The sequence below is a fragment of the Marinimicrobium koreense genome, assembly GCF_003762925.1.
Taxonomy (GTDB): Bacteria; Pseudomonadota; Gammaproteobacteria; order Pseudomonadales; family Cellvibrionaceae; genus Marinimicrobium; species Marinimicrobium koreense.
This window is the reverse complement of the sequence record NZ_RJUK01000001.1, coordinates 563,643-589,524: the sequence shown is the minus strand read 5'-3', so window position 1 is coordinate 589,524 and position 25,882 is coordinate 563,643. Positions and strand designations below refer to the sequence as shown.

23 protein-coding genes are annotated in these 25,882 nt (G+C 58.3%); 4 read left to right on the top strand and 19 right to left on the bottom strand.

The window, feature by feature from the left end:
- Positions 1–8 precede the first annotated feature (8 nt).
- The 11 genes from flgJ to EDC38_RS02505 all read right to left on the bottom strand — a co-directional run bounded on the left by flgJ (position 9) and on the right by EDC38_RS02505 (position 11,296).
- Entirely contained in the window at positions 9–950 is a 942-nt protein-coding gene (gene flgJ, locus EDC38_RS02555; RefSeq protein ID WP_123637194.1) for a flagellar assembly peptidoglycan hydrolase FlgJ, read from the bottom strand.
- On the bottom strand, positions 950–2,050 hold the full coding sequence (locus tag EDC38_RS02550) for a flagellar basal body P-ring protein FlgI (protein WP_123637193.1): 1,101 nt from the start codon (positions 2,048–2,050) through the stop codon (positions 950–952). The genes flgJ and EDC38_RS02550 overlap by 1 nt, the downstream gene beginning before the upstream one ends.
- Before the next feature lie 29 nt (positions 2,051–2,079).
- On the bottom strand, positions 2,080–2,790 hold the full coding sequence (gene flgH, locus EDC38_RS02545; protein WP_123637192.1) for a flagellar basal body L-ring protein FlgH: 711 nt from the start codon (positions 2,788–2,790) through the stop codon (positions 2,080–2,082).
- Positions 2,791–2,803: 13 nt separating this feature from the next.
- Entirely contained in the window at positions 2,804–3,589 is a 786-nt protein-coding gene (gene flgG, locus EDC38_RS02540; RefSeq protein WP_123637191.1) for a flagellar basal-body rod protein FlgG, read from the bottom strand.
- 98 nt (positions 3,590–3,687) lie between these two features.
- Positions 3,688–4,431 carry a flagellar basal body rod protein FlgF gene (locus EDC38_RS02535; protein ID WP_024459942.1) on the bottom strand — a complete coding sequence of 248 codons (744 nt, stop codon included), beginning with the start codon at positions 4,429–4,431 and terminating at the stop codon, positions 3,688–3,690.
- Between the two features lie 270 nt (positions 4,432–4,701).
- Positions 4,702–7,050, bottom strand: coding sequence for a flagellar hook-basal body complex protein (locus tag EDC38_RS02530; RefSeq protein WP_123637190.1), 2,349 nt, complete (start codon positions 7,048–7,050; stop codon positions 4,702–4,704).
- A gap of 32 nt (positions 7,051–7,082) precedes the next feature.
- Entirely contained in the window at positions 7,083–7,799 is a 717-nt protein-coding gene (locus EDC38_RS02525; RefSeq protein WP_024459940.1) for a flagellar hook assembly protein FlgD, read from the bottom strand.
- Positions 7,800–7,831: 32 nt separating this feature from the next.
- Positions 7,832–8,275, bottom strand: a complete 444-nt coding sequence (gene flgC, locus EDC38_RS02520; protein ID WP_024459939.1) for a flagellar basal body rod protein FlgC — start codon at positions 8,273–8,275, stop codon at positions 7,832–7,834.
- A gap of 20 nt (positions 8,276–8,295) precedes the next feature.
- Complete coding sequence (gene flgB / locus EDC38_RS02515; protein WP_123637189.1) at positions 8,296–8,694, bottom strand: flagellar basal body rod protein FlgB; 399 nt, start codon at positions 8,692–8,694, stop codon at positions 8,296–8,298.
- A gap of 259 nt (positions 8,695–8,953) precedes the next feature.
- On the bottom strand, positions 8,954–10,129 hold the full coding sequence (locus EDC38_RS02510) for a 3-phosphoglycerate dehydrogenase family protein (protein WP_123637188.1): 1,176 nt from the start codon (positions 10,127–10,129) through the stop codon (positions 8,954–8,956).
- Between the two features lie 54 nt (positions 10,130–10,183).
- Positions 10,184–11,296 carry a phosphoserine transaminase gene (locus tag EDC38_RS02505; protein WP_123637187.1) on the bottom strand — a complete coding sequence of 371 codons (1,113 nt, stop codon included), beginning with the start codon at positions 11,294–11,296 and terminating at the stop codon, positions 10,184–10,186.
- Positions 11,297–12,108: 812 nt separating this feature from the next.
- Here EDC38_RS02505 and glk point away from each other — a divergent pair.
- Complete coding sequence (gene glk / locus EDC38_RS02500) at positions 12,109–13,182, top strand: glucokinase (RefSeq protein ID WP_342769071.1); 1,074 nt, start codon at positions 12,109–12,111, stop codon at positions 13,180–13,182.
- Between the two features lie 30 nt (positions 13,183–13,212).
- Here the strand turns inward: glk and EDC38_RS02495 are convergent, their stop codons facing one another.
- The 4 genes from EDC38_RS02495 to prfB form a co-directional block, all read right to left on the bottom strand.
- Positions 13,213–14,238: a LacI family DNA-binding transcriptional regulator gene (locus EDC38_RS02495; RefSeq protein WP_123637185.1), complete on the bottom strand. Its 1,026-nt coding sequence runs from the start codon at positions 14,236–14,238 to the stop codon at positions 13,213–13,215.
- A gap of 594 nt (positions 14,239–14,832) precedes the next feature.
- Positions 14,833–15,681 carry a thioredoxin gene (trxA, locus tag EDC38_RS02490; protein WP_123637184.1) on the bottom strand — a complete coding sequence of 283 codons (849 nt, stop codon included), beginning with the start codon at positions 15,679–15,681 and terminating at the stop codon, positions 14,833–14,835.
- Between the two features lie 121 nt (positions 15,682–15,802).
- Positions 15,803–17,287: a lysine--tRNA ligase gene (gene lysS / locus EDC38_RS02485; RefSeq protein WP_123637183.1), complete on the bottom strand. Its 1,485-nt coding sequence runs from the start codon at positions 17,285–17,287 to the stop codon at positions 15,803–15,805.
- A 39-nt stretch (positions 17,288–17,326) separates the two neighbouring features.
- Positions 17,327–18,422 (bottom strand): peptide chain release factor 2 gene (gene prfB / locus EDC38_RS02480; protein ID WP_123637182.1). Its coding sequence is split into 2 segments (ribosomal slippage): positions 17,327–18,349 and positions 18,351–18,422, totalling 1,095 coding nucleotides; the frame shifts between segments, so codons are not numbered across the junction.
- 304 nt (positions 18,423–18,726) lie between these two features.
- Between prfB and EDC38_RS02475 the strand changes: the two genes are divergently transcribed.
- Together EDC38_RS02475 and EDC38_RS02470 are read left to right on the top strand one after the other, a co-directional pair.
- Positions 18,727–19,680, top strand: a complete 954-nt coding sequence (locus EDC38_RS02475) for a glycosyltransferase family 2 protein (RefSeq protein WP_123637181.1) — start codon at positions 18,727–18,729, stop codon at positions 19,678–19,680.
- A complete protein-coding gene (locus EDC38_RS02470) occupies positions 19,661–20,065 on the top strand; it encodes a GtrA family protein (RefSeq protein ID WP_123637180.1) in 405 nt (134 codons plus the stop codon). The genes EDC38_RS02475 and EDC38_RS02470 overlap by 20 nt, the downstream gene beginning before the upstream one ends.
- Before the next feature lie 113 nt (positions 20,066–20,178).
- Here EDC38_RS02470 and cueR read toward each other — a convergent pair whose 3' ends face one another.
- On the bottom strand, positions 20,179–20,583 hold the full coding sequence (gene cueR / locus EDC38_RS02465; RefSeq protein WP_123637179.1) for a Cu(I)-responsive transcriptional regulator: 405 nt from the start codon (positions 20,581–20,583) through the stop codon (positions 20,179–20,181).
- Between the two features lie 243 nt (positions 20,584–20,826).
- On the opposite strand from cueR, the gene EDC38_RS02460 reads away from it, so the two are divergent.
- Complete coding sequence (locus tag EDC38_RS02460; protein WP_024459927.1) at positions 20,827–21,057, top strand: hypothetical protein; 231 nt, start codon at positions 20,827–20,829, stop codon at positions 21,055–21,057.
- A gap of 63 nt (positions 21,058–21,120) precedes the next feature.
- On the opposite strand, the gene EDC38_RS02455 is transcribed toward EDC38_RS02460, so the two are convergent.
- The 3 genes from EDC38_RS02455 to EDC38_RS02445 all read right to left on the bottom strand — a co-directional run bounded on the left by EDC38_RS02455 (position 21,121) and on the right by EDC38_RS02445 (position 25,882).
- The gene (locus tag EDC38_RS02455; RefSeq protein WP_024459926.1) at positions 21,121–21,378 is read right to left on the bottom strand and encodes a DUF4404 family protein; all 258 of its coding nucleotides are present in this window, start codon (positions 21,376–21,378) and stop codon (positions 21,121–21,123) included.
- 298 nt (positions 21,379–21,676) lie between these two features.
- Positions 21,677–23,068, bottom strand: a complete 1,392-nt coding sequence (locus EDC38_RS02450; RefSeq protein WP_246004317.1) for an MATE family efflux transporter — start codon at positions 23,066–23,068, stop codon at positions 21,677–21,679.
- Between the two features lie 348 nt (positions 23,069–23,416).
- Positions 23,417–25,882: an ABC transporter permease gene (locus tag EDC38_RS02445; RefSeq protein ID WP_123637178.1), complete on the bottom strand. Its 2,466-nt coding sequence runs from the start codon at positions 25,880–25,882 to the stop codon at positions 23,417–23,419.

Sequence of the window (25,882 nt, the reverse complement as noted above, 5' to 3'; positions counted from 1 at the left end):
CTTACCTATCAGGCATCGTTCGGGTTTGGGGCGTCATTGCGAACCACCGTCATCAGCGGTTCGGTGCGCATCAGGGTTTTAAGCTTTTCCGCGTAGGCCGGGTCGGTCGCGTAGCCGGCGTCCTGCAATCCTTCTACGTAGCGTTCCGCATCGTTACCCGCCTTCAGAGCATCCTGATAGCGTGGATTGTCCTGCAGGAACTGGACATAGTCAGTAAAGCTCTGTTCGTAATTGTCATAACGACGGAAGTCCGCCCGCTCCACTTGTGGCAGACCGTGTCGGTATTCAATGGTGGAGACGTTGATGCGATCCCCTTCCCAGCGTCCGTCGGCTTTGATATTGAACAGATTGTGGCTGTTGGAACCGCTGCCGGTATGAATCACATGCTGACCCCAACCGGTTTCCAGTGCTGCTTGGGCAATCAGTGCCTGCGGGGCCACACCAAGCTGCTCCGCCGCTTTAACCGCATGGGGCCGGATGCGCTCCACAAACTCGGCCGGGCTGTTCGCCAGAGGCGCTTTGCCGCCAGTGACCGGGGCGGTCGGAACCGAGAGGTTAGACTGACGTTCCAGCCGGCTGGCATCCATGGATTCCGCTTTCTGCGGTTTAAGCTTGTCGCCGTAGGCCCTTTCCATCTGTTGATACAACATTTCCGCCAGACCGAGACCCCGGCCTTTGGTCAGTTCCAGGGACATCTGCTGGTCGAGCATTTCCTTGTGGAATTTGCTCTCCTCGCTGCTGAACAGACTGTCTTTGCCAAACACTTCGTTGGTCGCACGCATCTGCTTGAACATCTGATGTACAAACATGGATTCAAACTGGCGGGCCACTTCCCGCAGTGCCTCGGGGTCGCCGTTGCGACCTTTGGCGCGCAGCGCTTCCATGCCGTCGTTGTTCAGCAGACTGTCCTGCACTTGCTGACGCACATGCGTGTTATCGAGCGGTATCATCAGATCACCATCAACTGGGCTTTGAGTGCGCCGGATTGTTTGAGCGCTTCCAGAATGGCCATCAGGTCACCGGGAGACGCACCGACGTTATTCACCGAGCGAACAATATCTTCAAGCGTATTGCCTGGTGCAAACTTGAACATCGGATTGGTTTCTTCGGTGATTTCCACATCACTGCCCGGCAGTACGACGGTATCGCCCTCCCCCAGCGGGTTGGGCTGCACGGCGGTATAATCTTCCGAGATGGAAACGGTCAGGTTTCCGTGGGTGACCGCCACCGGGGAGACGCGCACATGCTGTCCCACCACGATGGTGCCGGTGCGTGAATTGATAACCACCTTGGCCGCTTCCTCACCGGGCTCGACCTCGATGTTTTCCAGCAGGGAAATAAAATCCACCCGATGGGATGGGTCCTGGGGCGCACTGACCGCGACCGACACCGCATCCTGGGCGCGGGCGACATCCGGCCCCAGCATTTCGTTAATGTTCTGGGCGACCCGGTTGGCCGTGGTGAAATCCGCACGATTCAGGTTGAGTACCACCGGCTGCCCGGAGCTGAAATTGTTTTTGACTTCTTTTTCTACCGTGGCACCACCTGGGATGCGACCGACGCTGGGGACGTTGACGGTTATGCGGGAACCGTCCCGACCTTCAGCGCCAAAACCGCCCACTACCAGGTTACCTTGAGCCAGAGCGTAAACCTGGCCATCCGGGCCTTTCAGGGAAGTCATCAACAGACTGCCGCCGCGCAAGCTCGTGGCATTACTGATGGAGGACACCGTTACATCGATGGTCTGGCCGGGTTTGGCAAAGGCCGGCAATTCCGCCTGAATCATCACCGCGGCGACGTTTTTGGTCTGCACGCGTGTACCCGGCGGAACGGTGATGCCAAACTGCTGCAACATGTTGTTGAAGGATTGAATGGTAAACGGCGACTGGTTGGTCTGATCCCCCGTGCCATCCAGACCGACGACCAGGCCATAACCCACCAATTGGTTGGAGCGCACGCCGGCGACCGTGGCGATGTCTTTGATACGCTCGGCCTGAGCCAGGGTACTGGTCATTGCCAGCAGGGTCGCGATCAGAATACGATGGATCATGGAAAATCCTCTCACAGGTTCAGCCTCGCTCAGAATGGCCAGTAACCGCTGTTAAAAAACCGGGACAACCAGCCCATGGACTGAGAGTCCGCCAGGGTGCCGGTGCCGCTGTAGGAAATCTGGGCATTGGCCAGCCGAGTGGACGGTACCGTGTTATCAGGCGATACGTCGTCGGGCCGAACAATGCCGCTGATGCGAATAAATTCATCGCCGCGGTTGATGGTGATCCACTTCTCGCCACGCACCACCAAGCCCCCGTTGGGCAGCACTTCTGCCACGGTCACGGTGATATTGCCTTGCAGGCTATTGCTCTGATCGGCGCCCGCATCACCGCTGAAGGAACGGTTCTGACTCAGGTTGGTGTCCAGCGTGTTACCGCGAAAACTCGGGTTGGTACCCAGCAGCGGGCCCGCGTTGAAATCCAGCTCGCTTTCCTTGTCCACCGAGACACCGGAACTCTTGCTAGAGACAGTGCGTTCGGAAAGCGTCACGGTGATGATGTCGCCGACGTTCAACGCCTTGCGGTCGGTATACAGCGCCATACCATAGTTACCCTGGTACAGGGAGCCTTCGGTGCGCTGTGGCACGCTGGACGCCGTGGGGATGGTGGCCGCGTAATACGGGTCGCCTGGCACCGGCCGTTCGTAAGTCACGCACGCCGACACGCTCACCGCCAGCAGAAGCAGAGCAGCGCGGGCGAGCGTTTGTTGGCAGCAGCGAATCAGTGCAGCGGTGATCATGGCAGAAGCCTCGTTAAAGGGTCTGGTTAATGTACTGGAGCATCTGGTCGGCGCTGGACACGACCTTGGAGTTCAGCTCGTAGGCGCGCTGAGTGGAAATCATATCCACCATTTCCTGCACGATGTCCACATTGGAGCTCTCCAGCATGCCCTGCTTGAGCGACCCCATGCCCTCTTCCGACGGCGCCCCAATCACCGGATTGCCACTGGCCACGGTTTCGACATAGAGGTTGCCACCGATCGCTTCCAGACCGGACGGATTGATAAAGTCCGCCAACTGAATCTGACCAATTTCCTGAGGCTGCGGATCGTCGGTGAAGTGCGCGGAGACGATGCCGTCTTCACTGATATTGATCTGGCTGGTGTTCTCCGGAATCACGATACCCGGTTCAATCAACAGGCCACTATTGGTAACCAGCTCCCCTTCGCCGTTGATCTGCAGCTGGCCGTTGCGGGTGTACGCCAGATTTCCGTCGGGCTGAAGTACCTGGATAAAGCCGCGACCATTGATCGCCACATCCAGTGCCTGGTCGGTTACTTCGAGACTGCCAGGCGTAAATTCTTTCTGGGTCGCGACAACTCGTACACCGGTGCCCAACTGCAAACCGGAGGGCAGCTCGTTGTTCTGGTTGGCAAGGCCACCGGGCTGGCGCTGGGTTTGATACAGCAGGTCTTCAAACACTGCACGGTCGCGCTTGAAACCCACCGTGCCCACGTTGGACAGGTTGTTGGAGATGGTGGTCAGTTGTTTGTCCTGAGCACTCAAACCGGTTTTGCTGACATACAGTGCTGCGTGCATGGTGTGTACTCTCTGTCGGGTATCTGCTTCAGTGCTTGCCGCCTTGCGGCAAAGTTTTTCCGCCTTGGGCCGTAAAACCGGCCCGCGGCACTACGCTATTAACCGTTCTGCAATAGCCGTGCCGAGGCTTCCGAATTCTGCTTGACGGTCTGCATCAGCTTCAGTTGCATCTCATACTGGCGAGACAGACTGAGTATCTGGGTGAACTCGTTCACCGCGTTGACGTTGCTGCCTTCCAGAAAGCCGGTGGCCACACTCACCTGGGCATCGGCTGGCGCGGGTACGCCACCGTCCAGACGGAACAGACCGTCCTCACCTTTGGACACCTCGGCCAGGTCCGGATTGACCAGCTTGATCCGGTCAATCTCCACCATGGCCTCGGGTCCCAAGCCTTGAGCGACGATCGACAGTGTGCCGTCGGAGCCGATTTCCAGCTTTTCCAGCGGCGGCAAAGCGATCGGACCATCGTTGCCGATGACCGCCAGGCCACTGCCGTTGCGAAGAATACCCAGGGGATCAATGTGCAGGCCGCCAGCGCGGGTGTAAGCCTCGGTGCCGTCCGGTGCCTGAACGGCGATAAAGCCATCGCCCTGGACAGCAATGTCGTGATCCCGCCCGGTCGCATTCATGGGCCCGGGCTCAAAATTCGTGGCCGGCCGCTCGGTCAGGGCATAGGCGCGGGTGGGATGACCATCACCGTAGTACACCGGCATGCTGCGGGCCTGAGCGAAGTCCGCCCGAAAACCGGTGGTGTTCAGGTTGGCCATGTTGTTGGAGTGGTTAGTCTGCGCCAGCATATTGTGCTTGGCGCCGGTCATGGCGATGTAGAGCGCTTTATCCATGGTGTATTCCCCCGATGGGTGCGGAAAAATTGTCGCTTTTTGGGCCGTTGGGGGATGTTTTGCAAGATGGGTGCCAGAGTGGCAAAAATCGCGGAGGGGGCGGTGATGGGGTTTGGTGGATGCGGGACGTGGGGTGACGGCGGATGCGCCTTCGGCTCCGAGGCGTCGGACCGATCCGCCCTACGCGGGTTTATACCGCTGCACTCGGCCGTAGGGCGGATAAGGGCGTTACGCCCGCATCCGCCGTTACCCCACTTTCATTAAACCCGCTTATCGCAGGTTAATGATGGTCTGGGTCACCTGATTGGCGGTCTCGATGGTTTTTGAGCTCGCCTGGAAGTTACGCTGGGCAATGATCAGGTTCACCAACTGAGTGGATAGATCCACATTGGATTCTTCCAAAGCACCAGAATTGATAATGCCCAACTGGGCTGAGCCCGGAGCACCGACCACGGGCTCACCGGAATCCGCCGTTTGCACCCAGGACGTATCCCCTACTGGTTTCAACCCTTCAATATTGTTGAAGTTGGCCAGAGCTACCTGCCCCAACACTTGGGCCTCGCCATTGGTGAACCGGGCAAAGATGATCCCGTCATCGGCAATGTCGACCCCGGACAGTCGACCGGTGGTGTAGCCATTCTGATCCTGCCGCTCAACTCCGAAATTAGACCCGAACTGCGTCGTGCCATCCAGACTGATTTCAAAGTTGGAGCTGCTCGGGGGCTCGGTTACAGGCAACTGACCGCCCTGGAGAACATTCAACGGGCCCAGCGCGCCTGCCGCAGAGCCATCATCATTGTTGGGCGTCCAGTTGGAGATCAGAATGGGATCTGTCAAATCTTCGTTTAATGAACCATCACTGTTAAAGTGAACGTTAAAGGACGCCATGGTGGGCTGAGTGTTTTCCGGTACCGGCAGGGTCGGATCCGGATCACCCACATTCTGACCGTCCACCTGAACGTACATCATCCAATGATTCGGTGACGTTGACGGGTCATTAGGATCGTAGGGTTGGCGCACAAAATACTGTTCCAGAGTGTGCGGATTACCCAGACTGTCGTACACCGTGGAGGTGGTCGAGTGATTGAATGTGCCCTGATCAGCCGGGTCAAAGGCGTTGATCGCCACCTCCGAGAAACTGTCATCAGTCAGAGGCGAGAAAAGATTACCCACACTCGGCTCCGCCGACAGCAGGCTGTACCCTTCTTCCATCTGAACGGTCAGGTTACCACCCACTACCACATCCTCTGTATTGGTATTGACCGTCTGAATGCCCGTACCTGTCCGACCAATCACATCCAGCGTACCCGGGGGCTGACTGCCACCAAAACCGAAGCGCAGGTCAGCACCCACTCGGGATGTGATCTCCAGATCCCCAGTGCTGTTTACTTCAGCGCTAATACCTGCCAACTGGGAAGTACCCAGGCCGTTGATTTCGTTGGCCAGACCATCCAGCGTAGTGGATGTGAGCGTCACACCGTTCAAAGTGAAGTTGTTGTTGCTATTGTCAAAACTGCCGGCAATGATCCGCGCGTTGGTCTGTGCAGACGCGGTAATGCCCGCAAGAGCGTTCATTTCCGAGGCGGTCTGTGCCGCCGAAGCATCGCGCTCACTGGTGAAATTGAACACATCACCATCCGGCCCCTCGAACTCCAGTGTCTGAGCCAGGTAGCCATTGGTCACCTCAGCAATCCCCGCAACGCTGGCCGGGGCACCCGTCAACGCGGTTGACAGATCGTTGGTTCCCGTAACACCACTGACTGTAATGGTAGAGCTGACCCCTTCAGTCAAGTCCTGGAAAAGCAACTGACTACCGTTAGCCACTGCCTGCACGTTGATCGGCGAGGGAGCGCCAAAAATTTCACTGTTAATCAGATTGGCAATATCCTGCACCGAGTTTGCCGTCGAGGCATCGAGCGTAATATTGACGGTGCCATTTCCGGACACTGGGGAAGATCCCGTCAGCTCTAGCTGAAAGGTAGTGGGATTGGCTGCAAAGTTAATGGGCGTGGTGATATTGCCCACGTCAGTGGTGGTCGATGTCGCCTCCTGCAATCCCTGCTGCGCAATACCGATCACCGCGCCGTCCGTTGTAAACTCGGTTCCAGTTGACTCCAGTACCGGCTGATTCGAATCAAGGTTAAAGCGCGCCTCACTCAGTGTCGTTTGCCGCGGTGGCTGGACGCTGACATCCACTTGCAAGTCTGACAAGGTGCCGTTGATGTTGCCATCTTCATCGGCCGCAAAACCCTGCAACCGGGCACCCACGTTGGACACCATAAAGCCATCATCATCAAGCCCAAACGCACCGGCACGGGTATACTGACGATCACCGCCGTTACTGGTTACAAAAAAGCCGGTGCCGTTAATGGCCAGATCCAGAGAGTTGTCCGTAAAGTTACGGTTGCCCTGACTGAACTGCTGGCGAATATTCTGGAGACTGACACCGCTACCAGGTGTATTGGCTGTAGACCCCAAGATGCTGCCTGCGTAGATATCACCAAACTCCACCCGGGACGATTTGAAGCCGGTTGTACTGGCGTTGGCAATGTTATTACCGGTTACGTCCAGGTCGGAACTGGCGGCGCGAATGCCACTGAGCGCGATATTAAACGGCATGATTGTATCCTCGTCTTAACGCAGTGGAGCGATTAGTTGAATTGTTTGACGTCGCCGATATTGACGGCACCGATTCCGGCAAGATTCAGTGTCAGTTGACCATCATCCCCCAGGGTTACACTGTTCACGTTGGCGCTGAGCGCGGTTTCAACCTGCTCGCGATCGCCGTTCTGGTTAGCGAGCATTTCAAACCGGTAGTCTCCTGCCGGCAAAGGTTCTTCACTGCCGACCCAGTCAAGCAGTTCGCCATTGACCTCCATATTCTGACCATCCCACCGGAACGCGAGCTCACCCTCCGGCTGCGCCCCTAACGGAATTTTGGAAACCAGCGAACCGGCTTCGTTGTACACATTCAGCTGCACATCACTGGCCGAGGACTCCAGATTGACCGCGCCACTGATAATACCGCCCTCAAACAGTTGCGTTGTCTCGGAAGGCACGGTGACCTGGCGCCCTACCAGGGATGAAGCCTGCAGCGCCTGGTTCGACTGAAACGTCCCGCTGAAATCTTCAAAGCTACTGTTGAGTCGTTCCAACCCCTCGACCGAACTGAACTGGGCCAACTGGGCAATAAACTCGGTGTTATCCTGCGGCGACAGCGGGTCCTGATTGTTCATCTGGGTGATCATCAGCTCCAGAAAAGCCGACTGCCCCAACTCATTGGTTTTTTCCTCATCCTTGTTTTTGTTGGCAATGTTCAGATTGCTCAGGATGCTGTTGGCGGCGTTGTCGTTGTTGACCTGATTCATGGCTCGATACCTTCAGTAAGTCCAGTCAGTCCTTATTGACCCAGGGTCAGCGCACGCTGAACCATCTGCTTGGCGGAGTTCATCACTTCCACGTTCATCTGAAACGAACGGGAGGCGGAAATCATGTTGGTCATCTCTTCCACCGGATTGACGTTCGGGTAAAACACATAACCCTCTTCGTCGGCCTGGGGATGATCGGGCTCGTAGCGACGCTGCAGCGGCGCATCACTTTCCACAATGCCCATCACCTGAACACCGCGGCCAGCCGGCTCTTCCGCCCACTGGTTCCCGCCCTGCATTTGCAGCTGTGCATCGCGCTGCATCTGGGCAAACACCGGCTGACGGCTGCGATACACCTGATCCACGCTGGAGCTGGCGGTCTGGGCGTTGGCCAGGTTGCTGGCGGTGGTGTTCATGCGCACGGTCTGCGCGTTCATGCCGGAACCGGCGACATCAAAAATATTGACCAGAGACATACCTTAACTCCCCTACCCGTTTACTCGCCGCGCAGCGCGCTGGTGAGGCCTTTGAATTTGCCGTTCAGGAACTGAAAGCTGGCCTGAAAATCCAGGGCATTTTTCATGTATTCCGCGTGTTCGATGTGCTCTTCCACCGTGTTGCCATCAATGGAGGGCTGCTGGGGTACCCGGTATTTGGCATCCGGGTGGCCGGTTTCTTCAAAGCCGCTCAGGTGCCCGCCGTGGGTGGCCGCGAGATTCACGCCCGATCGCCCACTGGTCTGGGCTTCCAGCGCCTGCCGGAAATCCAGATCTTTGGCTTTGTAATTGGGGGTATCCACATTGGCCATGTTGTCGGCCAGCAGCTCCGCCCGCTGCGCACGCAGCTTGAACGCGGATTCGTGAACGCCCAAGGCAGATTCGAAGGATATGGCCATTGGTTTTACTCCAAAGCGGCAAAGTCATTAACACTTACAACGAGTAAAGCAATGCCTGTGCCAACGCCATAAGGCCAACCAAGAAGTTTTTTAACTTGTTGAAATAAAAGGAATTACTGGAAGTTAATACGGCTTGAACTACTTGCGTTGGACCAGGGGGATCCGGGGGAGAGAAAAAAGCGGTAAGGCCGGAGAGGCAAAGCGGCAAGGGTTTTCCGCTTGAGGAAAGGCCCGGGCCAAGGCGGCCCGGGCACCGCTCTTACACCACGCGTACGGAGACCACGTGCTCGACGGAGGAGACGGCCTGCACCACCGCTTCAGTGGGCGGCTGCTCCAGGTCGATAATGTTATAGGCAATCTCGCCCCGGCTCTTATTGACCATGTCAATCACGTTAATATCGTGGTCCGCCAGTACCGACAGCACATGGCCCAGAACGCCCGAGACGTTCTCGTTACAGAAGGTCAGGCGTGAACCCAGCTCGCCGGTGCGCTCCATGCTTACTTCCGGGAAGTTCACGGCGTTGCGGATGTTGCCGTGCTCCAGGTAACCCTTGAGCTGCTCGGCGGCCATGACCGCGCAGTTGTCTTCGGCCTCCAGGGTACTGGCGCCAATGTGCGGCATGGCGTAAACGTCATCCCGGGACAGCAGGCAGGGTTCCGGGAAATCGCACACGTACTGACGCAGGCGCTTCGCCTCCAGGCTACGGACAATCGCTTCCGGCTCGACAATGGCATCCCGGGCAAAGTTCAGCAGCACCGCACCTTCTTTAACGGACTTGAGGGATTCGTCATTGATCAGGTGTTTGGTGGCCTCAATGGCCGGCACATGCAGGCTGATGAAGTCTGACCGGCTCAGTAGCGACTGCAGGTTGTCCGCCCGGCTCACCTGGCTGGGCAGGCGCCAGGCCGCTTCCACCGACAGCGCCGGATCATAACCGACCACGTTCATGCCCAGCGCCAGGGCGGTTTCGGCCACCAGCGACCCGATCGCGCCCAGGCCCACAACGCCCAGGGTTTTGCCCATCAGCTCGGAGCCGGCGAAGTTGGACTTCTGCTTCTCCAGCAACTTGCTCATTTCATCGGCATCGGTCATGTCGGTGAGCGTCTGAACGTAGTTCATGCCCGGAATGATGCCGCGCGAGGCCAGCAGCATGCCTGCCAGCACCAGCTCTTTTACCGCGTTGGCGTTGGCCCCGGGGGTGTTGAACACCACCACACCCTTCTTGGTGTAATCCGCCACCGGCACATTGTTGACGCCGGCGCCGGCGCGGGCCACGGCCCGTACGCTGGCTGGCAGAGACTCATCGTGAAGTTTGTGGCTACGCAGGATGTAAGCATCCGGCTCATTGATGTCGCTGGCGACTTCGTAATGGTCACGGCCAAAGCGATTCAGGCCGTTGACGGAGATTTTGTTGTAAGTCTTGATCTTGAACATAAGTCTTCCTGTCTTTGTCGTGTCGACGGGTTAACCGTCGTTGCGTCTGCCCGATCAGGCGGTTTGTTCGTAGGCCCAGGTCAACCAGGGCAGCAGCGCTTCAATATCGGCGGTTTCCACCGTGGCACCGCACCAGATACGCAGGCCCGGAGGTGCGTCGCGGTAGGCGCCGATGTCGTAAGCCACCCCTTCCTGATCCAACAGCTTGACCATGGCCTTGACGCGATCTGGCTCGGCATCCAGGGTAAAGCACACGCTGGTGTTGGAGACGGTGCCCGGCTCCTTGGCCAGGAATTCAATCCAGTCGTTCTGTTCAACGAAGGTGGACAGCACATCAAGGTTGGCCTCCGAGCGGCGAATCGCTTCGCTCAGGCCACCGATGCGGTCAATCCAGTCGAGCGCATCCAGGTAATCGGCCACGCAGAGCATGGAGGGAGTATTGATGGTTTCGCCGCGGAAAATACCCTCAATCAGCTTGCCATCTTTGGTCATGCGGAAAATCTTCGGCAGCGGCCAGGCCGGCGTGTAGCTTTCCAGACGCTCTACGGCACGCGGACTCAGAATCAGCATGCCGTGGGCGCCCTCGCCCCCGAGCACTTTCTGCCAACTGAAGGTGACTACGTCCAGCTTCTCCCAGGGCAGCTCCATGGCGAACACCGCCGAGGTGGCATCGCAAATGGTCAGGCCCTGGCGATCATCGGCGATCCAGTCGCCGTTGGGCACTTTCACCCCAGAGGTGGTGCCATTCCAGGTAAAGATGACGTCGTGATCAAAATTGACCTTGGTCAGATCCGGCAGGTAGCCGTAGTCGGCTTCCAGCGGGGTGACATCCTTCAGCTTCAATTGCTTGGTAATGTCGGTCAGCCAGCCCTTACCAAAGGACTCCCATTGCATGACGTCCACCGGGCGCTGACCGAGCAGCGACCACATGGCCATTTCCACCGCACCGGTGTCTGAGGCCGGTACGACGCCCACCCGGTACCCTTCCGGCAAGCCCAGCAGGCGGGCGGTATCTTCGCAGGCGCGCTTGAGCGCCGCCTTGCCCAGCCCGGAACGATGGGAACGGCCCAGAGTGGAAACATCCAACTGACTGACGTCGTATCCCGGGCGCTTGCTGCAGGGACCGGAAGAAAAGTTGGGATTGCGGGGCTTGACCTGTGGTTGCATGGGATTCCTCGAACAGTTGACGGTTCTACTCTATAGGCCCGATGTCAGTAGCAGGTGAGCGATAGGCCGATCACCCAAACTCAGGCGCAAAACGCGGAATTGCCCGGACAGGCGAGAACCTGGCGGGAGTGTCCTAGATCAGAAAGCCGCCGATTATGCCAGTTAATGAGTCAAACCACTAGATGAAGCGGTGGGAAGGAAGGGGGAGGAAGAAATTGCAGACAAAAAAAAGCCCTTTACAGATGTAAAGGGCAAGAGGGAGACCTCGATGCATCAACCAGACATCGAGGGTGAGAGATCGTGGTGATTGACCAAGAGCGGCATGTTTGCCCTCTTCGGCGCTTCACCGGTCGAGACCACCCTGCCTCGACCACAAATTCTGCGTTCACTTTACTGAGGGCTGACAGCGCTGTCAACACCCCACTTCAACAAAACCTCAAATTCACAATCCTTTTGCCAGTAATCGCTGAAGGAGTAGGATAAATTTTGGCGTGTAACCGTTTACAGCCTGTTTTTCCTACCCTGCTCATTTTGTAAGGCTGATTATGCCTGCCTTACAGCGATCATCGCTAACGTTCCTGTCCGCGTTTTGAGTGACAATACCACATTTTTAAAAAAAACAAAATGTTACCGGTTACAGCGCGAATACCCGCTATACTCGGATTACGGGACGGCTCGCTCGACGATCAATTCGCGAGCACAAACTGGTCAGAAATCCATCATCATGTATATTTTAACGCCACATTTGTGGGGTGATACGCCAGAATTATTGACAGCGCTGTCAACCGCTCGTAGACTCACTCCACTTTTCGATCGGGCAACCGATTATCCAAGAACAGCGACTGCCTGCCCCAACAGCGACAGGCTCGCAGGAACGGCACACAACGGGGACCACTATGAGCTTTATTCTGGTTGCGGATATTGGCGGCACCAACGCCCGCTTCGGTCTGGTTGAGATTGCCGGCGCCTGCGCAACGCCGCCCGACTTTACCGCCAAGCATCAGCACAGCCTGCGCTGTGCCGACTACCCCAGCCTGGATCAGATGGTCCACGCTTACGCCGAAGTGGCCGGGATCGCCCTACCCGACTTTGCCTGTTTTGCCATTGCCGGCCCCATTCATAACGGCCGGGTGCGCATGACCAACCTGGACTGGGAGTTCGGCATCGACGAGCTGCGAGATCAGTTGGGCATGCGCGCCCTGGACGTCATCAACGACTTTGCCGCCCTTGCTTATGCCACCCCCCACCTCAAAGGTGACATGCTCAAGCCGTTGGTGACGGGTGAGACCGACGCGGAGGCTCCCATGCTGATTCTGGGGCCGGGCACCGGGTTTGGTATGGCGGCGCTGGTGCCCTGCGGCGACCGCTGGAAAATTGTCCCGACCGAGGGCGGACACACCAATTTCGCTCCGGGCAATGAGCGGGAAATTGCCATTCTCCAGAATCTCCTGAAGAAACAGGATCACGTGTCGGTGGAAACCCTGATTTGCGGCAAAGGCCTGGTCCGGATCTATCAGGCGCTGGCGGAGATCGACGGCGTAACCGTACAGAACTACGAACCGGCCGATGTGGCCGGCAAAGGTCAAAGCGGTGAAGACCCCCAGTGCCGCGAAGCCCTGGAGCTGTTCTGCGCCATGCTGGGCAGCGCGATTGGCGATCGGGCGCTGTGCCTGGGCGCCCAGGGTGGCGTTTACATCGGCGGCGGAATTGCCCCCAAACTGGCGGATTTCATCGACGGTTCTGACCTGGTCAAACGCTATCAGCACAAGGGACCCATGAGCGATTACGTGGGCCGAATCCCGCTCAATATCATCATGCACGACAAGTCTGCACTGATCGGCACCGCCGCCTGGCTGGTGGACAATACCGCGGAACTGAGCGCCTGAGCGGCACCCCATGGGTACCGCTCACTGCTCCTAACGCTTGTGCGGTATTGGTTTGCCGGTGGAGTCCCGACGAATCAGACTGGAACTCAACATACTGGCGGGCAGTTGAACATCCTTGCCTTTAAGCTGCTTCAACAGTAAGTCGGTCGCCTTCTGGGCCATGGCCTGAATCGGCTGACGAACCGTCGTCAGGGAGGGCCAGATCTGATGAGCCACCGGCGTATCATCGAAGCCAGCCACCGACAGATCTCCCGGGATGCGCAACCCCTTCTGATGCGCCACCATCATGACCCCCGCCGCCATGTCATCGTTGGCGGCAAAGATCGCAGTGGGAGCCTGCTCTAGGGCGAGCAGCACATCAGCCGCCTCTTCGCCGGACTCGAACGAGTTAAACCCCTGCACTACCAGCGCCTCATCCAGAGGAATGTCATTCTCCACCAGAGCCGCCCGGTAGCCTTCAAACCGGTGGCTGACCGCCCGGTGATCCGGGTGCCCCGCCACAAAGCCGATACGCTCATGCCCGAGCGCAATCAACTCGCAGGTCATATCGTAGGCTGCTTCAGCGTCATTGGTTTCAACGTAAGGACTGATCGGCTTATCGATGGTCGGGGCAATACGCACGAAGGGCAACTGCCGCTCTTTCAACACCTCCAGAATTGGCATCACGTCCGACAATGGCGGCGTGAGGATAACGCCGTCGATACGGGTCTGGCGCATCAGATCCCGGATTTCCCGGCCGATGTCGGGGTCCTGATGATTGCAGGGGTGAATCAGCACGTCGTACCCCTGGGAGCGGCAGGTCGACAACACCCCGTCCTGTACGTCGATGACGTAGTTGGCACTGGGGTTGTCGTAGAGCAGACCAATCACATATGAGCGGTTTCCCGCCAGACTGCGCGCCGAGAGATTGGGCCGATAATCGAGCTCATCAATGGCTTTCAACACCTTGTCCCGCGTTGCCTGCCGAACGTTCGGCTCTTTGTTCACCACCCGGGATACGGTTTTTATAGAGACGCCCGCCAGGGCGGCAACATTGTCGATGGTCGCTTTGGCCACAGAGAGCTCCGTCGAAAGTAGCTGGAAGGCGCACTATCCTGAAAAGACGCCCCGTTGACAAGTGCCCCGCCGCGCCTGAGTCGCATTTTTCCCGGTCTTCCGGGCCACCGCCGACGCCAAGCAAGAAATTTGTCCAAACGGGGTGACAGCGCTGTCAATTTATTCTATAGTGGATTCACCTTGAGGGCGAGCGACATCGCCCCGGGTGCCTGAAAAATCGGCATTTTTTCGGTCAAAAAAGAACTGAAAAGGGATGTTTGAGAAGAGCGCCAGTGAGTAGTAACGACGATCGGCACGTCAGGCGCTAACAAAGAAACCCCCAGCCCTTACCGGACTGGGGGTTTCTTTTTGGCGTGGGAGTCTGAACAGAGTGCTCCGCCTGGGTATCCCCTTGTGAGACACGCCGTAAATACGTCCATGTAGGCTCGATCGCCTGCCATCCAGGCAGGCGACGGTCTCACAAGGGGATACCCAGCCTCCGCGGTGGCTGCATCTCGTTCCGGGAACTAGCAACATTGACGCACAGAGAGGGCCGATCAAAGGCTACGGTTCGTAGGTCGGATTAGGACAAGGTGCGTAATCCGACACACCAATTTAGTACAGCAACGTAAACAACTTCCGCTGATACTCGATCGCCAACGGATCGCCCTTCCCCAACGCCGCGATAATATCCGTCAGGGTTTTCCGGGCCGCGCCGTCGGCGTAGCCCAGATCCTTGCGCAGCACCTCGATCAACAGCTCCAGCGCCGGCTTCTGATAGCCTTCCTGATTGTACTGAACCGCCAGCTTGTAGCGCGTTTCCAGATTGTCCGGATCGGCCTCGAGGGCCTGCTCCAGGGACTCGATTTCCGGGGTTTTGGCGGCCTGCTTTTTCAATTCGATTTTGGCTTTCACCTGCTCGTAGAGGGTATCCTGATCCGCCAGTTTTACGTTGGACAGGGTCGTTTCCGCCTCTTCGAGCCGATTCAGCTCCACTTGGGCGTGAGCCACCATGCAGGCGATCTGTGGGTTTCGGCCAGACTCTTCATACACCCGCTGTAGCACCGGCAACGCCTCACCGTACTGCCCGGCCTCCAGCATCGCCTGAGCCTGCTGAAGGTCCCGCTCCCACGCCTTGGGCAGGTGCTGCTCCAGCATTTGCCGCACCTGCACCTCCGACTGGGCGCCAGTGAACCCATCCAGAGGCTGGCCGTCTTTGATCAACATCACCGTGGGCAGGCTGCGAACCTGAAACTGCGACGCCAGCATCTGCTGCTCGTCGGCGTTGATCCGGGCCAGCAGGAACTCGCCGCTGTATTCGTCAGCGAGCTTTTCCAGCAGGGGCATCAGGGTTTTGCAGGGGCCGCACCAGTCGGCCCAGAAGTCCACCAGCACGGGACGCTTGAAAGATTCGTCGATGACGTACTGTTGGGCGTTGTCGAGAGTGATATCGATGACGTTCATGGGTGAAGTCTCGTGATGGTTCGAATGCTTTGGGCGCGGCGCTTCGTGCTTTGGTAACGGCGGGTGCGCGCTTTGCGCTTACCCGCCCTACGCAGAGTATCGTAGTGCCATTGCGCTGGGTTTAGTGTTCTGGGCGCATATGGGGGAACAACAGCACGTCGCGGATGGAGGCGGCGTTGGCGAACAGCATGACCAGACGGTCGATGCCTATGCCCTGCCCCGCGGTCGGCGGCAGGCCGTATTCCAGGGCGCGTACATAGTCCGCGTCGTAGTGCATGGCCTCATCGTCACCGGCGTCTTTTTCCCGCACCTGCTCCTTGAAGCGTTCGGCCTGATCTTCGGCGTCGTTAAGCTCCGAGAAACCGTTGGCCAGCTCGCGGCCACCCACGAAGAACTCAAACCGCTCGGTCACCTCGGGCTTGGCATCCATTCGCCGCGCCAGGGGTGACACTTCCGTGGGGTATTCGGTGATGAAGGTCGGCTGATCCAGCTTCTCTTCGACCGTGGCCTCGAAAATTTCGATCTGCACTTTGCCCAGACCCCAAGAGTCCTTCAGCGGAATTTTCAGGCCTTCCGCCACGGCGCGGGCGCCGTCGAGGGTACTGATCTGCTCGGCGGTAATATCCGGGTTGTTTTCCAGAATACTGTCGAACACGCTGATCCGGCGGAAGGGTTTGCCGAAGTCGTATTCGCTGTCCTGGTACGGGACCACTGTAGAACCCATCACGGTTTCGCACAGCCCGCGCAGCATATCTTCGGTCAGGTCCATCAGGTCGTTGAAGTCGGCGTAGGCCTGATAGAACTCCAACATGGTGAACTCGGGGTTGTGACGGGTCGACAAGCCTTCGTTACGGAAGTTGCGATTGATCTCATACACCCGCTCAAAACCACCGACGACCAGACGCTTCAGATACAGCTCCGGCGCAATGCGCAGGTACATGTCGATGTCCAGCGCATTGTGATGAGTGATGAACGGTCGGGCAGTAGCGCCACCGGGAATGACCTGCAGCATCGGGGTTTCCACCTCCATGAAGCCGTTGCCGTCAAGGTAATTACGGATATAGCTGATGCACCGGGAGCGCAGGCGGAAGGTATCGCGCACTTCCGGATTGACGATCAGGTCCACATAGCGCTGACGGTAGCGCTGCTCCTGATCGTGCAGACCGTGGTATTTTTCCGGCAGCGGGCGCAGGGACTTGGTCAGCAGTTGATACTGCTCCATGTTGACGTACAGGTCGCCCCGGCCCGAGCGGTGCAGGGTGCCGCTGGCGCCGACGATATCGCCGATATCCCACTGGCCCCACTGTTCTTTGATGGCCTTCTGGGTGTCCTTGTCGGCATAGAGCTGAACCGTGCCGGAGGCATCCTGTAGCACCATGAAGGGGCCCCGCTTGGCCATGATCCGCCCCGCCACGCTGGCGGTGAGGCCGGCGCCTTCCAGGTCCTCTTTGGATTTGTCCTGGTGTGCCGCCTGCAGTTCGGCGCAGGTATTGTCGCGACGGAAGTCATTCGGGAAAGGGTTGCCCTTCTCTCGAATGGCCGCCAGCTTGGAGCGACGCTCGGCAATAAGGTTGTTCTCATCCTGGGGGGCGTTGGGCTTGCTCATGGCATCTCTGATGTTGGGGAGTGAATGAACAGGGCCTGATTACAGGCCCGCTTTCAGACTGGCGACAATAAACTGGTCCAGGGCGCCGTCCAGCACCGCCTGGCAGTTACTGGTCTGAACGCTGGTGCGCAGATCCTTGATGCGCTGGTCGTCCAGCACGTAGGAGCGGATCTGACTGCCCCAGCCGATGTCAGCCTTGTTGTCTTCCATGGCCTGCTTTTCGGCATTGCGCTTGAGCATTTCCTGCTCGTACATCTTCGCGCGCAGCATTTTCATGGCCCGGTCGCGGTTCTGGTGCTGGGAGCGTTCACTCTGACAGCTCACCACGATACCGGTGGGCTCATGGGTAATCCGCACCGCCGAGTCGGTTTTGTTCACGTGCTGACCACCGGCGCCGCTGGCCCGGTAGGTGTCGGTACGCAGGTCACCCGGGTTGATATCGATTTCGATATTTTCGTCGATCTCCGGGGAGACGAACACCGAGCAGAACGAGGTGTGACGACGATTGCCCGAATCAAAGGGCGACTTGCGGACCAGCCGATGTACGCCCGTTTCCGTGCGCAGCCAGCCGAAGGCATATTCGCCTTCAAAACGGATGGTGGCGCTTTTGATGCCCGCCACTTCACCAGCGGACGCTTCTTCCAGGGTGGTCTTGAATCCTTTGTGTTCGCCCCAGCGCAGGTACATACGCAGGACCATTTCAGCCCAGTCCTGGGCCTCGGTGCCGCCAGAGCCGGACTGAATATCGAGGTAGGCGTTGTTTTCATCCACCTCGCCGGAAAACATCCGGCGGAATTCCAGGGACTCCAACTGGCCATCCAGGCGCTCAATTTCGGCCGCCACATCATTGATGCTGTCGGCGTCATCTTCCTCAACCGCCATATCCAGCAGCTCGCGGCAGTCCGCCACACCGGTGTCCAGATCCTCAATGGTCTTTACCACCAGCTCCAGTGAGGAGCGCTCTTTACCCAGCGCCTGGGCGCGGTCCGGATCTTCCCAGACATCGGGCTGACCCAGCTCCAGTTCAACTTCCGTCAGACGCTCTTTCTTGTGAGCGTAGTCAAAGATACCTCCTGAGCACATCAGTTCGCTCAGTCAGGTCTTTCAATTGATTCAGCAGCGGATTGATTTCCATAAGTTCCAAACCGGTTGTCGCGTCACCGGCCGAGCGGGATAAAGCGGCCGGAAACAGAGTGAATTCAGGTGGGGGATCGCCCCAATCAGGGCGCGCATTCTAACGCACAAGGCCGCACCACCGCCAGTGCTCCGGCGGGCTCCCCGGTTGGCGGAAATCGCGATAGAGGCCACAAACTGACGCCCTGCCCCTGTAAAAAACCGCTAAAACCGTGGACAATGCCTCTGCCGATGTCTGGCACCATGGACAGAGACACCAATAACAACAGAGCCCCATGGCTCTGACTCAACCCGGAGCAACCGGCATGAACCATCCACTACTGTCGATACTCACGCCCATGTACAACGAGTCGGGCGGGATTGATCACTTTTTTCAGACGCTCGAGCAGGCACTGGAAGACGTTCCGGTTGATTATGAGATCATCTGTGTGGACGACGGCTCCGCCGACGATACCCTCCAGCAGTTACGTAATCACGCCGACCGCAACCCCCGAATCAAAGTGCTCGCCCTGACCCGGAATTTCGGCAAGGAAGCGGCCATGACCGCCGCATTGGACTTTGCCCGCGGCGACGCCGTCCTGCCGATCGACGCCGACCTGCAGGACCCGCCGGAGCTGATCGGCCAGATGGTGGATCAATGGCTCACCGGCAAATACGAGGTGGTCTACGCCAAACGCGCCTCCCGTAAGGCCGACAGCCTGATGAAACGCAAGACCGCCCAGTGGTTCTATCGCCTGTTCAACAAAATGAGCGAAATCCATATTCCCGAAAACGTCGGGGACTTCCGTCTGATGGATCGCAAGGCGGTGGATGCCATCAAGCTACTGCCAGAAAAAGACCGGTTCATGAAGGGCCTGTTCTGCTGGCCCGGCTTCCGGCACACGGTCATCGAGTTCGACCGGCAGGAGCGCGCCCAGGGAGAAAGCAAATTCAACTACTGGCGCCTGTGGAATTTTGCCCTGAGCGGTATCACCTCATTCAGCACCTTTCCCATCCGGGTGGGCACCTACCTGGGCCTGATCGTTTCATTCTGTGCCTTTGTGTTTGCGGTGGTGGTCATCATCAAAACCCTGACCACCGGGGTGGATGTACCCGGTTATGCCTCGACCATGGTGGTCATTCTGTTCCTGGGCGGGATCCAGCTGTTCTTTCTGGGGCTGCTCGGGGAGTACGTGGGCCGAATCTACAAGGAAGTGAAAAACCGACCGATCTATCTGGTGGCGGCCAAGTGGGGCTTCGATGACGATCAGACTGCTTAGACAACTGGTCTGCTTTGGCATCGTCGGCGTCGCCGCGACCCTGACCCACTACCTGATGGCCCTGGGCAGCCATGAGGGACTGGGCCTCAACCTGTACGCCGCCAACTTGTTGGGCTATGTGACCGCCATGGCCGTCTCCTTCTATGGCCATGGCTGGCTGACCTTCCGGGTAGCGCTCACCCGCGCCACCCTGCAACGCTTTGTGATCGCCTCGGTCTCCACTTTCCTCTCCAGCGAAATACTTCTCTGGGCACTAGAGACCGGCACGTCGCTCCCCCATCGAATCACCCTGAGCATCGTAGTCATATCCGTGCCTGTCGTCTCTTTTATCCTCAATAAGTTCTGGGTCTATCGCCCCGGATCAGCTGCCAGTAGGTCGGATTAGCGAAGCGTAATCCGACACCAACCACGACTCAGCGAATTTGTCGGATTACGCTGCGCTAATCCGACCTACGCATATATCGTCCCGAACCAGCTGCCACTCAGTCGGTCCTGACGCTAAACAAGCTTAAAGGGCATTGGTTGGGCCAGAGAATCAATGATCGCACACTCCGCGTTATCATCCCCGGCGCAGTGCTCCGCCATGGTCACCAGGGTATCCCGCATCGCCTCCAGGCGAGCCAGCTGTTCATCCACCTGCGCCACCCGCTCCAACACCAGCGCCTTGACCTCTGCACTGCGCCGGTGCGGGTCCCGGTAAAGATCCAGCAACTCCCGGCACTCATCCAATGTAAATCCCACCGCCCGGGCATGCTGCAAAAACTGCAACTGCTCCACATCCGCCTGCCGGTAATCCCGGTAACCATTGGCCGCCCGGTGCGGACACACCAACCCGATGCTCTCGTAATAACGGATCGTCTTCGGGTTCAACCCGCTGCGCTCCGCCGCCTGACCAATATTCATCCAACCTCCTCTTAAACACTGCCGGTCAATTGGCCCGGCAAAGATTACACTAACTATAACCTTTAAAATGGCGCCTGACTACTTATTGATCAATACCGGCCAGAAACCTCCTCGAGAACAGTGTGACAAGGCGCACACTTAAACGGCATTTTTGCTATCCACATCAAAGACTTACAAATTATATTTGACAAATAGAATGAAAAGTCTAGATTAGACATTAAACACCGAGCCGGAGTGGCCGCCATGGAATACCTGAGTATGACCAGTCCCGAGTGGGAAACCATGTGGGATCAACTTGCGGAAGACCGCCTGAATCAGGGCGATCCGATCTGTGAATTCGCCGGCCAGGCCTGGGAGTACATGGGGTCAACCAAAGACCACCACCACTTCCGCCACCCCTGCCACCCGGCCACAGAGAAAACCGAGTACATCTACCTCGAACGCGCCGGCGTCGCCCTCGCCTGGGCCGTGTGATCCGCGGGGCATACGCTCAATAACCGGCAGATTGCGCCTTGCACGCAACCTGCCGAATCGGGCTCAGACACCAATATTCTTGAGCGTTTCCAGAATCTCCCGCATCACCGCCGCCGTACGCGGATGCTCCGCCGCCATCTCCTCCACCAATAGTTCCAGAGTATCCAACGGCACCGGCTCACCGTACTGATCCTTCGCCCCCTTCGGATGGGTGTGTAACTCCAACTGCTCCATCAAATGCTTCTGCTGCTCACTGGGCTCCTCGTTGCCGTACATCTCATGCAACTGGGTAATCAGACTTCTGGCTTTTTCCTGGGGCATAAAGACCTCGTTTTTTGGGGTTAACCTTCTCGGTTCACTACTCTCATAGCGCAGTAATCAGAACTGCAATACATTTGTTCAAGGTGGATGACGAACCATAACGCTGCGCTCAGCTCCACCCTACGGCTGAATTCGATAGTTCGGAGGGCCGCCAAGGGGTCTATCGTTTGGAGACTCTCGGAGGCATGGATGCCGACGAGAAGCCTACATGGAAGTATTCACGGCGGGTCTCCAAACGATAGACCCCTTGGTGGCCCGGACTCAACTCGAAGCTTCAACCTGACCTAAAGTATAGACCTTACTGATTCATTAAGTTTCGGCGTTTGGCCTCTCGGGCTTCACGGGCCGCGACGCCATATTCCTTCCAATGCTCCTTACGCCAACGCCACCACTTGATCGCCGCCCGCACCGACTCATCCGCCAACGCGGCCGACATCACCCCGTAAATACCCCAGCCCAACGTAATAGTCAGCACATAAGCCAAGGGTACCGAGAACAACCAGATCACCGCAATCGTCGAATAAGAGATAAACGCCGCATCCCCCGTCGAGCGCAACGCCGAGCCCATCACAATGTTCACCGTACGCGCGGGCTCCGCCACAAACGCCAATACAAACACCCAAAACCCGAATGCCAGAATTGCCGGATCATCGGTATAAATCCCCAGCATCTGCTGGTTTAACGCCACCCATAGCAGCGCCAGTAACCCCGTACCCCAGATGGCCACCTTCACACTGTGACGCATCTGCCGATCCGCCTCCGCAAACTCATTGCGCCCTACCCGCTGAGCAATGATCACCTCCGTCGCCATACCCAGCGCGACGGAAATCATCAGGCAGAACAGAAACGTATTGAAGGCATAGACCTTTACCTTCAACGCCAGATCTCCGACGCCGGCGACAATCCAGTTCAACACAATCATGTACATGTTGAACGACACCGGTTCCAGGCTCGCTGGGGCGGCAATCCGCAGCACCGGCTTGATCAGAGAACGAAACTCCCGAACCCCCTGCCTCAACGGCAGCCGCAAACCGAGCTTGAAATGCACAATACTGAAAGTGAACACAAAGCTGCAGAAAATCGCCGCCACGCTGGCCATGGCCACGCCGTCCACGCCCATCTTGGGCACGCCAAACAACCCGAATACAACGATGCTGTTTCCCAGGATATTCGCCCCGAAAAAGACAAAGTTACTGATGGTGTTCCACTTCGGTTCGCCGTAGACATTGAGGATCGTCTGGTAAGACGCCCGCAGGCCCCAGATGGCCACCATCCAGCCGATGATGCCCAGGTAGGTCACCGCGTGGGTTTCCACCGTCTCCGACAGCGGCATCCAACCGGCGACGTAGGCGCCGCCGGTGTTGATGGCCAGTGCGGTGAGCACGGCCAGGCCCATGATCAGAAACACGTAGGCCATGATGGTGGCGTTGGCGGTGTCGTATTTGTTGGCCCCGATGCGCTGGCTGGCGATGCTGGAGCCGGCAAAGGCGGTCACCATGAGCAGGGTGTTGCCGGCGAATACCAGGGGCGATACGGCGCCCACGGCGGCCGCCGCGCTGTCGGAGATCCGGCTCAGAAAGAACATGTCGGTGAGCGGGATAGTAAAGGTCACCGCCTGATCCACCAGCATGGGAGCACTCATGCCCCACAGGCCTTTGTCCAGGACGCGACTTTTTGGTTGATGACTCAAGAATGGGCCTCGTTGCGGTGTAGATAGTTAAGAGTTTACCGTTAATTTTAAGCGGCGTAGGTTCGTCACGACCGGACCAAGAAGGGGGAATACCCTTTCAAGACACGCCGTGAATACGTCCATGTAGGCTCGCATCGCGGGTCCCCCGCTCCACGGTCTTGAAAGGGTATTCCCCCTTCTTGGTCCTTAGTGCGACTAGTTAGGTGCGATGGTGTCATGCAACGTATAGTTGGGTAACGGCGGATGCGGCCTGTGGCCTTATCCGCCCTACGCGAGTCTGTACCGCTGCGCTCGGCCGTAGGGCGGATAAGCGAAGCGCATCCGCCGTTGCAGCAGGCATTAAAAACCCTACGCCGCTTCGCGCAATACTACGGCGGGTGGGGTGGTGACTACGCTGCGGCAGCTCAGGGCACCCAGGAGGCCGACGAAGGCGGCGCCCAGGATCGGGCCCAATACCCAGAAAAGGTAGTGCGGTCGGATCGGGATTTCCAGCACAAAGTGCTGCAGACTCATCAACAGCGCCTCCGAGCCGAGCACGGCAATCAAACCCGACAGGCCACCGAGAATCGAAAACTCCGCCCAGACACTGCCCACTACCAACCGGCGCGGACTGCCCAGGGCACGCAGCAGACCAGCCTCCTGTTTGCGTGCATCCAGGCTGGTCGTGACCGCCGCCAGAAGTACCAGGATGCCGCCAATTACCGTGAGCACCAGAACCAACTGAATGCCCTTGGTCACCTGGGTGACAATCGATCGGATCTGCTCGAATACCCGATCCAGTTCGATCAGCAGAATGGTGGGGTACTCACGCATCAGGTCGTTGATCAGTGTTTTCTGGCTGGCCGGAACATAGGCACTGGTGATGTAGGTGGCGGAAAAGCCGTCCAGGGCTCCAGGCTCAAAGATGAAAAAGAAGTTTGGATTCATGGAGCGCCAGTCCAGCGTCCGCAAGCTGGCCACCTCGGCTTCCAGTGTCAGCCCACCAATCGAAAATCGTAAGATATCACCCAGTTCAATACCCAGCTCACCGGCCAGCTCCTGCTCCACCGACACGCCGGGTAGCTCGCCACCGGACCACTGATCCCACCACTGCCCGGCCACTACCTCGTTGTCTTCCGCCAGGGTGTCTGTCCAGGTCAGGTTGGCCTCGCGGTTCAGGCGTTCCCGGGACTTTTCCTGCTCGTTGATGTGTGTCAGGCGACCCCTCACCATGGGGTACAGCGGTTGTCGGTCCACGGATTCGCGGTCGAGCATGGTCTGTACCGGCTCGACGTCTTCGGGTGCCACATTGACCAGGAAGTGGTTGGGGGCATCCTCCGGTAACTGGGCTTGCCAATCCTGTATCAGCGAGGTGCGCACCACAGTCAGGGTGATCAGCAGCATGATCGCCACCGAGAAGATCACCATCTGCACCAGGCTGTGGCCGCGCCGGCGCTGCAGGTTGGCCACTGCCAGGCGCCAGACACTGCTGGCCCCGGTGGTGAGTTTGCGGCTCAGGTGCAGCAGTCCGAAGCCGAGGATGGCGGTCACCACAACCACCACCAGCAGGGCCGCCACGACGCTCGCCGCCAGCGCCCAATCCCGGCTGAACAAGACCACCAGCAACACTACGGCGAGCAACGCCAGCACTACCTGAGTCCAGACCTGAACCTTATCCACACTCAGTTCCCGACGCAGGATTTTCAGGGGCGGCACTTTCGGCAGGAACCACAAGGCGGGCAAGGCAAAGAACATCAGGCACACCAGGCCACTCAGAACACTCAGCACATAGGCCAGCCAGCCCGGCTGTGCCAAATTCAGGGCGAAGAAGCTCGACAGACCGTAAGCCACCACCTGCTGGAAGCCCTCCCCCAGGCCGACGCCGATGACGGAGGCCACCAGTGACAGGAGAAGCAACTGACCGAAGTAGAGATTCCGAATACGCTGACTGCCCGCTCCGAGGCTTTTCATCAGGGCGACCTGATCCACATGGCGATCGGCAAACTGGCGGGCCGCAAGCCCGATGGCAACACCGGCCAACAGCACGCCCACCACGGCGGCCAACAGCAGAAACTGTTTGCCGCGATCCAGGGTCCGGGCGAGGTTGCGTTGGGAGGACTCAATGTCCACCACCCTATAGTGGTCCGTCAGCTGCGGTTCCAGCCAGGTTAAAAACCCTTCCAGATCGGCGGGCCGGTCGGCGGCCAGCAGCCATTGGTAGCTCACCCGGCTGCCCGGTTGCACCACGCGGGTTGCAGGCAGGTCCTGAAGGTTCATCAGGACCCGGCCACCGGTCATGAAAATGGAACTGGCACCATCGGGTTGGCGCACCAGAACACGGCTGGCCACCAGTTCCGCCTCGCCGATACCAAAGGTATCACCCAGCTCAATGCCCAGCAGGGGCAGCATGCGCGCATCCACCCAGGCTTCACCCGGCGCCGGGATGCCGGTGGCTTCTTCCGGAGGTTTGGTAGTCCAGGGTTGATCGGTGGTTTCCACCACACCACGCAGTGGGTAGCCCTCGTCCACCGCCTTGATGGAGGCCAGGTGCATCTCATCACCCCGATACACCATGGAGGAAAACTCCACCAGTCGGGACTGCTGAAGATCGCGTTCGTCGGCTTCTTCTGCCCAGGCCGGATCATGGGGTTGGGACGCCCGAACCACCCGGTCCGCCCCGAGCAGGTTGTTGCTTTGCTGCACCAGAGTGGCTTCAAGCCGGTCGGTAAAAATGGCGATGGCACTGACCACCATTACGGCCATCACCAGGGCGATGCTCAGCAATCGCACTTCCCCGCTACGCCAATTGCGCCAGAGTAGTCTTGCGGCCAGCAT